This window comes from Nocardia vinacea NBRC 16497 (assembly GCF_000308835.1).
GTDB lineage: Bacteria > Actinomycetota > Actinomycetes > Mycobacteriales > Mycobacteriaceae > Nocardia > Nocardia vinacea.
On sequence record NZ_BAGN01000056.1, the window covers coordinates 31,909 to 43,895 of the forward strand.

General features: G+C 64.9%; 13 protein-coding genes. All 13 read left to right on the forward strand.

Annotated features, from left to right (window positions below):
* Positions 1-364 precede the first annotated feature (364 nt).
* Positions 365-595, forward strand: coding sequence for a 50S ribosomal protein L31 (gene rpmE, locus ON44_RS06780; RefSeq protein WP_040687104.1), 231 nt, complete (start codon positions 365-367; stop codon positions 593-595).
* Between the two features lie 84 nt (positions 596-679).
* A complete protein-coding gene (prfA, locus tag ON44_RS06785; RefSeq protein WP_040687105.1) occupies positions 680-1,750 on the forward strand; it encodes a peptide chain release factor 1 in 1,071 nt (356 codons plus the stop codon).
* Positions 1,751-1,839: 89 nt separating this feature from the next.
* The gene (gene prmC / locus ON44_RS06790) at positions 1,840-2,712 is read left to right on the forward strand and encodes a peptide chain release factor N(5)-glutamine methyltransferase (protein ID WP_040687106.1); all 873 of its coding nucleotides are present in this window, start codon (positions 1,840-1,842) and stop codon (positions 2,710-2,712) included.
* Positions 2,713-2,884: 172 nt separating this feature from the next.
* A complete protein-coding gene (locus ON44_RS06795; RefSeq protein ID WP_040687133.1) occupies positions 2,885-3,550 on the forward strand; it encodes an L-threonylcarbamoyladenylate synthase in 666 nt (221 codons plus the stop codon).
* 40 nt (positions 3,551-3,590) lie between these two features.
* Positions 3,591-4,733: a glycosyltransferase family 4 protein gene (locus tag ON44_RS06800; RefSeq protein WP_040687108.1), complete on the forward strand. Its 1,143-nt coding sequence runs from the start codon at positions 3,591-3,593 to the stop codon at positions 4,731-4,733.
* A 103-nt stretch (positions 4,734-4,836) separates the two neighbouring features.
* Positions 4,837-5,292, forward strand: coding sequence for a Cg1360 family ATP-synthase-associated protein (locus ON44_RS06805; RefSeq protein ID WP_040687110.1), 456 nt, complete (start codon positions 4,837-4,839; stop codon positions 5,290-5,292).
* Positions 5,293-5,558: 266 nt separating this feature from the next.
* A complete protein-coding gene (gene atpB, locus ON44_RS06810; RefSeq protein ID WP_174415005.1) occupies positions 5,559-6,386 on the forward strand; it encodes a F0F1 ATP synthase subunit A in 828 nt (275 codons plus the stop codon).
* Between the two features lie 72 nt (positions 6,387-6,458).
* The gene (locus ON44_RS06815; protein ID WP_040687112.1) at positions 6,459-6,707 is read left to right on the forward strand and encodes an ATP synthase F0 subunit C; all 249 of its coding nucleotides are present in this window, start codon (positions 6,459-6,461) and stop codon (positions 6,705-6,707) included.
* A 7-nt stretch (positions 6,708-6,714) separates the two neighbouring features.
* On the forward strand, positions 6,715-7,275 hold the full coding sequence (locus tag ON44_RS06820) for a F0F1 ATP synthase subunit B (protein ID WP_040687114.1): 561 nt from the start codon (positions 6,715-6,717) through the stop codon (positions 7,273-7,275).
* Between the two features lie 19 nt (positions 7,276-7,294).
* Entirely contained in the window at positions 7,295-8,101 is an 807-nt protein-coding gene (locus ON44_RS06825) for a F0F1 ATP synthase subunit delta (protein ID WP_040687116.1), read from the forward strand.
* 49 nt (positions 8,102-8,150) lie between these two features.
* Entirely contained in the window at positions 8,151-9,788 is a 1,638-nt protein-coding gene (atpA, locus tag ON44_RS06830; RefSeq protein WP_040687118.1) for a F0F1 ATP synthase subunit alpha, read from the forward strand.
* A gap of 48 nt (positions 9,789-9,836) precedes the next feature.
* A complete protein-coding gene (locus tag ON44_RS06835) occupies positions 9,837-10,808 on the forward strand; it encodes a F0F1 ATP synthase subunit gamma (protein WP_040687119.1) in 972 nt (323 codons plus the stop codon).
* Positions 10,809-10,826: 18 nt separating this feature from the next.
* Positions 10,827-11,987 (forward strand): F0F1 ATP synthase subunit beta (gene atpD, locus ON44_RS06840; RefSeq protein WP_040687120.1); only part of this gene is annotated, 1,161 nt, incomplete at its 3' end.

Here is an 11,987-nt window from a genome sequence, read left to right on the forward strand (position 1 = left end):
CGCCAATGCAATGCGGCTGTTCACAGGGTTCTCCTTTCTGTCTCGGCACGCCGATGTGCATCAGGCCTCAAACTCTATGAACAGTTGTGTTCGTATCCACGAGTAGCGGACTACCCGAATTAAGGGTTCCGTAAGAACACGATCTCCGCGTGCCAGTAGTTCAATTGGCAATGAGACTTGGGGACTACCTAGGGCGGGGAACAAACCGGGGGCCGGGGGTGTTTTGGGAGCGTAACGGCTGTTCTGGCATACTGAGCGGTCGTTGCGCCTGCTCCGACGAGCAGGCCTCCCGCCTAAGTCGGCTCCGGTTCACGTCCTCGCTATCTGCGCGGGCGACCCGGCGGCCAATATCGAGAGGACACCCATGAAGGCAGGAATTCACCCGGCGTATGTCGAGACCACGGTCGTCTGTGGTTGCGGCAACACCTTCCAGACTCGCAGCACCAAGGAGTCGGGACACATCACCGTCGAGGTCTGCTCGCAGTGCCACCCGTTCTACACCGGCAAGCAGAAGATCCTCGACACCGGTGGTCGTGTGGCCCGCTTCGAGGCGCGCTACGGCAAGCGTGCCGGCAAGAAGGCCGACGCAAACTAGCTTCCTCGCCGACGCCCGGTCCTGCACTGCAGGCCGGGCGTCGGCGCTTTTGTGTGGCCAGTACGGATAAAGAGAGGAAGCACCGTGACGCAACCGTCCGCGATCGATGACATTCTGGCCGAGCACGCGGGCCTGGAGACGCAGCTCGCCGATCCGGCGCTGCACAACGATCCGGGTGCCGCGCGCCGGGTCGGCAAGCGGTTCGCCGAGCTGGCCCCGATCATGGCCACCTACAACAAACTGAAGTCCGCGCGCGATGATCTCGCCGCCGCGCAGGAACTCGCGGCCGATGACGCATCTTTCGCCGCCGAGGTGCCGGGCTTGGAACAACAGGTCACCGAGTTGGAGCAGATCCTCGCGGATCTACTCGCTCCGCGTGACCCGCACGACGGCGACGATGTGGTGCTCGAGGTGAAATCCGGCGAGGGCGGCGAGGAATCGGCGCTGTTCGCCTCGGATCTGGCCCGCATGTACGTCCGCTATGCCGAGCGGCATGGCTGGAAGGTCGAGATTCTCGATGTGAACATCTCCGACCTGGGCGGCTACAAGGACGCGACCATCTCCATCAAGAGCCGTGACGCCGCGCGCGACGGTGTCTGGTCCCGCTTCAAATTCGAGGGCGGCGTGCACCGTGTCCAGCGGGTTCCGGTGACCGAATCGCAGGGCCGCATCCACACCTCGGCGGCCGGTGTGCTGATCTACCCGGAGCCCGACGAGGTCGAAGAGGTGCAGATCGACGAATCGGATCTGCGCATCGATGTCTACCGCTCCTCCGGCAAGGGCGGCCAGGGCGTCAACACCACCGACTCCGCGGTCCGCATCACCCACCTGCCCTCGGGCATTGTGGTGACCTGCCAGAACGAGCGCTCCCAGCTGCAGAACAAGGCCCGCGCCATGCAGGTGCTCGCGGCTCGCCTGCAGGCGCTCGCCGAGGAACAGGCCGATCAGGAAGCCGCGGCCGGTCGCGCCAGCCAGATCCGCACCGTGGACCGCTCCGAGCGCATCCGCACCTACAACTTCCCGGAAAACCGCATCACCGATCACCGCATCGGCTTCAAGGCGCATAACCTCGACGCTGTGCTCGATGGTGATATGGACGCACTCCTGAACGCCCTCGGCAAGGCGGATCGCGAAGCCCGAATGGCCGCGGAGTAATCGAGTCCTGCCCCCTGGATCCTCGATCCGCGGCCCGCGATGCGAGTCTTCGAGCACCTACGACCGGCAAAGAAGAGGCGGACCAGCCCATGACGCGAGTGGCCTTGCGCCCCGCCATCAACCAGGCGGTGGAAGCTCTGCGGGCAGCGGGTGTGCACAGTCCGCAGGCCGACGCTGAGCATCTGGCCGCCCACTTGCTCGGTGTCGAGCGGACCAGGCTAGCGCTCACCCCGCTGGTCGCGCCGGAACTCCTCGAGGAATATCGCGCCCTGGTGGGCCGGCGCGCGCAGCGTATTCCGCTGCAGCACCTGACCGGCACCGCGGCGATCGGCGAAATCGAGCTCGCGGTCGGCCCCGGCGTCTTCGTGCCGCGTCCCGAGACCGAGCTGCTGTTCGCCTGGGCATTGGCGCAATTGGAGGCGCTGCCGCACGATCACACACCGGTGGTCGTCGATCTGTGCACCGGTTCCGGTGCGCTGGCACTTGCCATTGCCCAGGCCCGCCCGGATGCGGACGTGCACGCGATCGAAATCGATCCCGCCGCCCTGCAATGGGCGCGCCGCAATGCCGATCTGCGCATTGCCGAGGGCGACACCCCGATCACCCTGTACGCCGACGATGTCACCGATCCGAATCTGCTCACCGAACTGAACGGTGAGGTCGATCTCGTCGTCGCCAATCCGCCGTACATTCCCGAAGGCGCCGAACTCGATCCCGAGGTCGCCGATCACGATCCGCATCTGGCCCTCTTCGGCGGTCCGGACGGGCTGGACGTCATCCGTCGGATGATCCCCACCATCACCCGCCTGCTTCGTCCCAGCGGCTCCTGCGCCATCGAGCACGACGACACCAACGGCTCCGATCTCGCCGCTCTGCTGGCCGAGCAGGGTGATTTCACCGACATCGTCGAGCACCCAGACCTCGCGGGTAAGCCCCGTTTCGTCGCCGCGACCCGGAGCTGAGCCGGCCCGCGTTCCCATGCCGGCTCCCAGTGTGACCAACTCGTCGAGGCGAGTCGCAATGGTTGTTCTCGGGTGCTCGCAGAGCGTCCATTCGACTCGCCGCGCGATCACCGGAGGCAACCAACCCCCGCCGATGGTGGCATGGAGTGGCACGCGTGACAGGATGGTGGCCGTGAGTACCGTCTACGACTGCGCGGATCCCGACTCGCGCGCCGCCGGACTGACCGCGGCCACCAGTGCCCTGAAATCCGGCCGGCTGGTCGTACTGCCGACCGATACCTTGTACGGCCTGGCCGCCGACGCGTTCGATTCCACTGCGGTGAGCGATCTGCTCGCCGCCAAGCGGCGCGGTCGCGATATGCCGGTACCGGTGCTGGTCGGCTCCTGGCACACCATCGACGGTCTGGTGTTCTCGGTGCGGCCGCAGGCCCGCGAGCTGATCCGGGCATTCTGGCCCGGTGGGCTGAGTCTTGTTGTGCAGCAGGCGCCTTCGCTCGCCTGGGACCTCGGTGACACCCGAGGCACGGTCATGCTGCGGATGCCGCTGCACCCGGTCGCGCTGGAACTGCTGCGCGAGGTCGGACCGCTTGCGGTCTCCAGCGCCAATGTCTCCGGACAGCCTCCCGCCAAGACCGCCGCCGAGGCGCGCGATCAGCTCGGCGATCTGGTCGGCGTCTATCTCGACGGTGGCCCGGCCGAACACGCGATCGCGTCCACCATCGTCGACCTCACCGCCGATCAGCCGCGGATCCTGCGCGCGGGCGCGGTACCGGTCGGCGATATCGCAGATGTGCTCGGAATGTCCCCGGAGGCGCTGACCAGCGTCGCGACGCGGTGACCTCGGGACGCAGTGATCGTATGGCGGATCAGATAAACGGATGATCGGTTCGGGTGCGGTAGTTCCTTTGCGCGAGCTGCTGCTCGTGCTTCTCATCTCGGGCACGGTGACCTTCCTGGCCACCGGCGGAATTCGGGTACTCGCAATCGCCTTCGGCGCGGTGGCGGTGCCGCGCGAGCGCGATGTGCACGTCAAACCGATTCCGCGAATGGGCGGCGTCGGCATGTACGTCGGGGTGGTCGCGGCGGTGCTGTTCGCGCATCAATTGCCCGCGCTGCGAAGGGGTTTCGATTACGCGCCGGATATTCCGGCGGTGCTGGTGGCGGCCACCCTCATCGTGCTCGTCGGCATCGTCGACGACCGCTGGGGCCTGGACGCGCTGACCAAATTCGCGGGCCAGGTCACCGCCGCCGGTGTGATGGCGGTGATGGGCCTGAGCTGGTACGTCATCTACAACCCGTTCAACGACACGACAGTGGTGCTGGACGCACTGCAGGGCGGCCTGGTCACGGTCGGAATCACGGTGACGCTGGTCAACGCGATGAATTTCGTCGACGGACTCGACGGTCTCGCGGCCGGGTTGGGCCTGATCTGCGCGGGTGCGGTCTTCGTATTCACTGTCGGCCTGCTCTACAGCCAGGGCGGTTCGGTCGACACATATCCGCCTGCCCTGCTCGCCGCCGCGCTCGCGGGTGCCTGCATGGGATTTCTGCCACACAATTTTTCGCCCGCCCGGATATTCATGGGTGATTCGGGTTCGATGTTGATCGGGCTGATGTTGGCTGCGGTGTCGACGGGCGCCTCGGGGCGCATCAATTTGGCAGGCTACGGACCTCGCGACATCGTCGGTCTGCTTTCGCCGCTGCTGCTCGTCGGTGCGGTGATGTTCATTCCGGTATTGGATCTGCTGTTGGCGATCGTGCGCCGGGTTCGGGCCGGTGTGAGTTTCTCGACACCGGACAAAATGCACTTGCATCACCGGCTGTTGCAGATCGGACATTCGCACCGTCGCGTTGTGCTGGTGATCTATTTATGGGTCGGCGTGCTCGCCTTCGGCGCCGTCGGCACTTCGCTGATCCATGATCGCCGGATCGTGGTGTTGATGATGGCGGGCGGGCTGGTTTTCGCGCTGGTGGTGACCGCCATACCGGGCCTGCGGCGCAAGGAGCCCGCGGATTCGTAAAGCAAGCTCCAGGTAAAGTTTGGGTAGTGAGTGAGCGAAGCGAGCGAACCATCAACACAGCGTCCAGAGGAACGACGGAGCCGAGCGTCAGCGAGGCGCAGTCGTGAGTCTCACTAACCCTGTCCCCGGTCCCGATGCTCCGCTGAAGGCGGCGCTGCGCTACGGCGTGATCGGTTTGGGCGTGTTGGTGGTGGTTTCGGTGGCCATCGCCTCGGCTGTCGCGGGCCTGTCCGGACTCTGGGGCGCACTGCTCGGCGCGGCCATCGGCGGCGGCTTCATTCTCACCACCGCGGCCGTCGTATTGTTCGGCGCGAAGCTGCCGGCGAGCACGGCGGGCCTGGTCATGCTGGTGAGTTGGGTGGGCAAGCTGCTGGTCGCGATGATCGTGATCGCGGTGCTGCAGCGGTTCGATTTCTACGACCGGATGGCACTGTTCCTCACCGTGGTCGGGTCCTTGCTCATCGTGCTCGGCGCGGAGACGTATGGCGTTCTGCGCCAGAAGGTTCCGTATGTAAACGTACCGACCGGTGAGTCCGATTTGCCCTCTACGCAGCAATAATCGCCCCCACCTACACGCTGTCGTAGATAACTTGGTAAAGTGTTGGTAAGCAAGCGACCAAGCAAGGGGGGATCACCGAGATCCCGCTGAGTGGCAGCTATGCTTACTGCCGTACCGGGCTCCGAGGGGTTCCGGTTCTGCATGTCGACGAATGTCGCCGACACTACGTACAGACGCCCATGCGGGTTGCCGCACAGCTGCTGACGAATTTTCGAGCCGACCTGAGTCGACCCAATTGATCGTCAATGTCCGATCGAACCGCGGGAATGACCGTACCCGCGGCCCGAACACGGGAGAGAACGCTGAGCGTCACCACTTTGGCGGGCGAGTTCCACGCGCCATCGCTGTCCGACTTCTTCCCTCCAGCAGTGCTGTTCGAGGGTACGCCGTTCGAACTCGACCGTTTGATGCTGATCCGGCTGCTGATGACCGCCGTGCTGGTGCTCGTCATGGTGCTGGCATTCCGCAATCCTCGCATCGTCCCGCGTGGTCTGCAGAACATCGCCGAAACCGGTTTGGTCTTCGTCAAGGATCAGATTGCCGAAGAGGTGCTCGGTAAGGAATCCGGTCGCAAGTACCTCCCGTTGATCGCGACGATCTTCTTCACGGTTCTCTTTCTCAACTTCTCCGGCATCATTCCGGGGCTGAACATTTCGTCGAACGCCCGAATCGGCATGCCGCTGGTGCTGGCCCTCATCGCGTACCTCGCGTTCAACTTCGTGGGTATCAAGAAGTACGGGTTCGTCACCTACATGCGCAGCAGCATCGTCGTTCCGAATGTTCCGCCCGCATTGCACGTGTTGCTGATTCCGATCGAGTTCGTCTCGACGTTCATCCTGCGTCCGTTCACGCTGACCGTCCGACTCATGGCGAATATGCTGGCCGGCCACATCATGCTGGTGCTGTTCTTCAGCGCCACCTGGTTCTTCCTGTTCGACGCCGCGGCCTGGATGAAGGTGTTCTCGCCGTTCTCGCTGCTGGCCGGACTCGGGTTCACGCTGTTCGAAATGCTGGTCATCTTCCTGCAGGCCTACGTTTTCGCGCTGCTGACCGCCGTTTACATCGGACTCGCACAACACGCCGATTCGCACTGACCGAACAACTACCGGATATCTGCTACACCACGCCGACCGGCGGGTGAGCAAAAGAAAGGGAATGGAAGACTCATGAGCCTCGCGTACCTGGCCCAGGAAGCCGCGACCACGTCGGAGAAGTTCAAGGGCTTCGGCGCCATCGGCTACGGCCTGGCCGCCATCGGCCCGGGCATCGGCGTAGGCATCGTCGTCGGTAAGGCCATCGAGGGTATTGCCCGTCAGCCCGAGCTGCAGGGCACCATCCGCACCAACATGTTCCTCGGTATCGCGTTCACCGAGGCCCTCGCCCTGATCGGCCTTGTGGCCGGCTTCATCTTCTGAGATTGCTATGAGCACGCTTTCTTTGCTCGCGGCGGAGACAGGGGAGGACATCAATCCCCTTATCCCCGAGACCTACGACATCGTCTGGTCGGTGGTCTGCATTGCGATCATCGGCGTCATTTTCTACAAGTACGTCATCCCGCGCCTCATCAAGGTGTTGGATGAACGTGCGGACAAGATCGAGGGTGGAATCCAGCGGGCCGAGGCCGCGCAGGAAGAAGCCCAGCTGACGCTGCAGCAGTACCAGCAGCAGTTGGCCGACGCCCGGCTCGAGGCGGCGCGCATCCGTGAGGACGCACGCACCCAGGGCCAGCAGATCCTCGCGCAGATGCGCGCGGAAGCACAGGCCGAAAGCGACCGCATCGTCGCTGCCGGTCACAGCCAGCTGGAAGCACAGCGCCAGCAGATCCTGACCGAGCTGCGCGCCGAAGTCGGCAAAACTGCCGTCGATTTGGCCGAAAAGATTATCGGGCAGTCGGTTTCGGACGAAGCTAAGCAAGCGGCATCGATCGACCGGTTCCTGTCCGAACTCGATCAGTCGGATGCCGGCATCGGGGTCGGAAGGTAGCGACGCGAAAGTGAGAAGCATGTACGCAGCGAGCCGCGAGGCAAGCTCCCGGGCACGGGAGGCACTTCGGGCCGCTCTGACCGGAAGCGACAGTGTTGCGGCCACAACGGGGTCGGAACTGTTCGCCGTTGTCGCCGTGCTGGATGACCAGCGTTCGCTGCGTGTTGCGCTCGCGGACGTGTCGGTGCCCGGCTCGGTGCGCGCCGAACTCAGCGAGCGGGTCTTCAGCGGCAAGGTCAGCCCCGCCACCCTGGCGGTGCTGACCACCGCGGTGGCCCAGAACTGGTCGCGCACCGCCGATTTGGTCGACACCCTGGTGTTGCTCGGCCAGGAGGCGTTGCTGGAGTCCGCCGCCGACAGCGGACGACTCGGGGCGGTCGAGGACGAATTGTTCCGGCTCGGCCGGATCATCGGCGACAATCCCGAACTGGAGCAGGCACTTTCGGATCGTGCGAAGCCCGCAGCGGCCAAGCGCGAACTGATCGACCGGCTGCTCGCGGGCAAGACCGAGACCATCACCCAGACCCTGGCGGATCAGGTGGTCACCCGGTCGACGAATATCGGCGGCGCGTTCGGCGAGCTGTCCGATCTCGCGGCCGCGCGGCGCGATCAGATCGTCGCGCATGTGCGTGCCGCGGTCGCGCTGACCGACCAGCAGCGCGACCATCTCGGGGCGTCGTTGCAGCGCATCTACGGCAAGCCGGTCACGGTGCACGTGCAGGTCGATCCGAGTCTGCTGACCGGCGTCGTGGTGCAGGTCGGCGACGACCTGATCGACGGCAGCGCCACCGGCCGCTTGGAACGGCTGCGTCGGGCTCTGGCCTGACGACCCACCTCCCCCGACATCCAGACCAGACAGCGAGAGCAGGAAGACTATGGCGGAGCTGACGATCTCCACCGATGAGATCCGTAGCGCGATCGAGAGCTACACCCAGAGCTACACCCCGGAAACCTCCATCGAAGAAGTCGGTGTTGTCACCGACTGCAGCGACGGCATCGCGCACGTCAGTGGCCTGCCCTCGGCGATGGCCAATGAATTGCTCGAGTTCCCGGGTGGCGTGCTCGGCGTCGCGCTGAACCTCGAGGACCGCGCGATCGGCGCGGTCATCCTCGGTGAGTTCGCGGAAATCGAAGAGGGCCAGCAGGTTCGCCGCACCGGCGACGTGCTCTCGGTCCCCGTCGGTGACAAGTTCCTCGGCCGCGTGGTCAACCCGCTCGGCCAGCCGATCGACGGCCTCGGCGAGATCGAGGCCGAAGAGCAGCGCGTGCTCGAGCTGCAGGCCGCGACCGTGCTGCAGCGTCAGCCGGTCGAGGAGCCGCTGGCCACCGGCATCACCGCCATCGACGCCCTGACCGCCATCGGTCGTGGTCAGCGTCAGCTGATCATCGGCGACCGCAAGACCGGTAAGACCGCGGTCTGCATCGACGCGATCCTGGCGCAGAAGGCGAACTGGGAGACCGGCGACCCGAACAAGCAGGTTCGCTGCATCTACGTCGCGATCGGCCAGAAGGGTTCCACCATCGCGGGCGTGAAGACCGCGCTGGAATCGCACGGTGCGATGGAGTACACCACCATCGTCGCGGCCCCCGCCTCGGACTCGGCCGGCTTCAAATGGCTTGCGCCCTACACCGGTTCGGCGATCGGCCAGCACTGGATGTACCAGGGCAAGCACGTCCTGATCGTGTTCGACGACCTGACCAAGCAGGCCGAGGCCTACCGCGCCATCTCGCTGCTGCTGCGTCGTCCGCCGGGCCGCGAGGCGTACCCGGGTGACGTCTTCTACCTGCACTCGCGTCTGCTGGAGCGTTGCGCGAAGCTGTCCGACGAGATGGGCGCCGGCTCGATGACGGGTCTGCCGATCATCGAGACCAAGGCCAATGACATCTCGGCGTTCATCCCGACCAACGTCATCTCCATCACCGACGGCCAGGTCTTCCTCGAGTCCGACCTGTTCAACAAGGGTGTCCGTCCGGCGATCAACGTCGGTACCTCGGTTTCCCGTGTCGGTGGCGCCGCCCAGACCAAGGGCATGAAGAAGGTCGCCGGTTCGCTGCGTCTGGAAATGGCGCAGTACCGCGAGCTGGAGGCGTTCTCCGCCTTCGCCTCCGACCTCGACGCCGCGTCGCTGGCACAGCTGGAGCGCGGTGCCCGCTGGGTCGAGCTGCTCAAGCAGGATCAGTACTCGCCGGTTCCGGTCGAGGACCAGATCGTCTCGATCTTCCTGGTCGACGCCGGCTACTTCGACTCGGTTCCGGTCGCCGACATCCGTCGCTTCAACGTGGAACTGCTCGAGGATCTGCACCGTAGTGCGGCCGACGCCTTCAAGTCGATCGAGGGCGGCAAGGTCCTCGACAACGAGAACGGCGATGCCATCAAGGCGGCCACCGACAAGTTCAAGCAGGGCTTCCTCGCTTCCGACGGCTCGCGCGTCGTGAACGAGGCTGCCGCCGGTGAGCTCGACCACGAAGAGGTCGAATCGCTGTCGGTGACCCGCAAGCACGTCGAGAAGTAATCGAGCCGCTGATGCGCTATTCGATTCTGAAGGGAGTGTGAACCGCTGATGGCAAGCTTGCGTGAATTGCGCTCCCGCATTCGTGGTGTGAGTTCGATCAAGAAGATCACCAAGGCCCAGGAGCTGATCGCGACCTCGCGAATCTCCAAGGCCCAGGCCAGGGTTGCGGCCGCGAAGCCGTTCGCCGAGGAGATCACCAAGGTCCTCGGTGAACTGGCGAGTGCGTCGACGAGTCTGTCGCACCCGCTGCTGACCGAGCGGGCCAACCCCCGCCGCGCCGCCGTCCTGGTGATCACCAGTGACAGCGGTATGTGCGGTGGCTACAACTCCAACGTGCTCAAGCGCGCCGAGGAGCTCATGGTCACCCTGCGCGGTGAGGGCAAGGAGCCGGTGCTGTACGTGATGGGCAACAAGGGCCTCACGTACTACACCTTCCGGAATCGGCCGGTGGTCAACGCGTGGACCGGGTTCTCCCAGCAGCCGAAGTACAACGATGCCACGGCCGCGTGCCACCACCTGGTGGACGCGTTCATGGCGGGCTCCGAGGCTGAGGTTCCGGCCCCGAACGGGGTGGGCAATATCGAGGGCGTCGACGAGTTGCACATCGTGTACACCCGTTTCGTCTCGATGCTGACCCAGACCCCTGAGGTTCGTCGCCTGGCGCCGATCCAGGTCAGCTATGTCGACGAAGACTACGACATGGGTGAGGACAGCTTCACCGACTCGCCGACCGCGGAACTCACCGCGCAGTACGAGTTCGAGCCCGATGCCGATGTGCTGCTGGCGGCGTTGCTGCCCAAGTACATCAACACGCGCATCTACTCATCGTTGCTCGAGGCAGCGGCATCCGAGTCCGCGGCTCGGCGCACCGCAATGAAGGCAGCCACCGACAACGCCAACGAACTGGCCAATGTGCTTACCCGGCAGGCGAATTCGGTGCGGCAGGCCCAGATCACGCAGGAAATCAGCGAAATCGTCGGCGGCGTGAACGCGCTGGCTTCGAGCTCGGACCGCGACTAAAGGCGCAGGAAGAGAAAAATGACCGCAGCAGTCACACAAGAGAGCCGGACCGGCGCGAAAACAGGTCGCGTCGTCCGCGTCATCGGCCCCGTCGTGGACGTCGAGTTCCCGCGGGGTTCCATCCCTGAGCTGTTCAACGCTCTGCACGCCGAGATCACCCTGACCTCGGTTGCCAAGACCCTGACCCTCGAGGTCGCCCAGCACCTCGGTGACAACATCGTGCGCACCATCTCGATGCAGCCCACCGACGGTCTGGTCCGTGGCGCCACTGTCACCGACACCGGAAAGCCGATCTCGGTGCCCGTCGGTGACATCACCAAGGGCCACGTGTTCAACGCCCTCGGCGACTGCCTCGACACCCCGGGCCTCGGCCGCGACGGCGAGCAGTGGGGCATCCACCGCAAGCCTCCGTCATTCGACCAGCTCGAGGGTAAGACCGAGATCCTGGAGACGGGCATCAAGGTCATCGACCTGCTGACCCCGTACGTGAAGGGCGGCAAGATCGGTCTGTTCGGTGGTGCCGGTGTCGGCAAGACCGTGCTGATCCAGGAGATGATCACCCGTATCGCGCGGGAGTTCTCCGGCACCTCGGTGTTCGCGGGCGTCGGTGAGCGCACCCGTGAGGGCACCGACCTGCACCTGGAAATGGAAGAGATGGGCGTCCTCCAGGACACCGCCCTCGTCTTCGGCCAGATGGACGAGCCGCCGGGCACCCGTATGCGTGTCGCGCTCTCGGCCCTGACCATGGCCGAGTACTTCCGCGACGTGCAGCACCAGGACGTGCTGCTGTTCATCGACAACATCTTCCGGTTCACCCAGGCCGGTTCCGAGGTGTCGACCCTGCTCGGCCGCATGCCTTCGGCCGTCGGTTACCAGCCCACGCTGGCCGACGAGATGGGTGAGCTGCAGGAGCGCATCACCTCGACCCGTGGTCGGTCCATCACCTCGCTGCAGGCCATCTACGTGCCCGCCGACGACTACACCGACCCGGCCCCGGCGACCACCTTCGCCCACCTCGATGCGACGACCGAGCTCTCCCGCCCGATCTCGCAGAAGGGCATCTACCCGGCCGTCGACCCGCTGACCTCGACCTCCCGCATCCTGGAGGCCTCGATCGTCGGTGCGGAGCACTTCCGGGTCGCCAACGAAGTGAAGCGGATCCTGCAGAAGTACAAGGAA

Bases quoted from the DNA above. Each gene is read 5' to 3' on its own strand.
- rpmE (WP_040687104.1), top strand. From the start codon at position 365: ATGAAGGCAGGAATTCACCCGGCGTATGTCGAGACCACGGTCGTCTGT.
- prmC (WP_040687106.1), top strand. From the start codon at position 1,840: ATGACGCGAGTGGCCTTGCGCCCCGCCATCAACCAGGCGGTGGAAGCT.
- ON44_RS06800 (WP_040687108.1), top strand. From the start codon at position 3,591: ATGATCGGTTCGGGTGCGGTAGTTCCTTTGCGCGAGCTGCTGCTCGTG.
- atpB (WP_174415005.1), top strand. From the start codon at position 5,559: ATGACCGTACCCGCGGCCCGAACACGGGAGAGAACGCTGAGCGTCACC.
- ON44_RS06815 (WP_040687112.1), top strand. From the start codon at position 6,459: ATGAGCCTCGCGTACCTGGCCCAGGAAGCCGCGACCACGTCGGAGAAG.
- ON44_RS06820 (WP_040687114.1), top strand. From the start codon at position 6,715: ATGAGCACGCTTTCTTTGCTCGCGGCGGAGACAGGGGAGGACATCAAT.
- ON44_RS06825 (WP_040687116.1), top strand. From the start codon at position 7,295: ATGTACGCAGCGAGCCGCGAGGCAAGCTCCCGGGCACGGGAGGCACTT.
- atpA (WP_040687118.1), top strand. From the start codon at position 8,151: ATGGCGGAGCTGACGATCTCCACCGATGAGATCCGTAGCGCGATCGAG.
- ON44_RS06835 (WP_040687119.1), top strand. From the start codon at position 9,837: ATGGCAAGCTTGCGTGAATTGCGCTCCCGCATTCGTGGTGTGAGTTCG.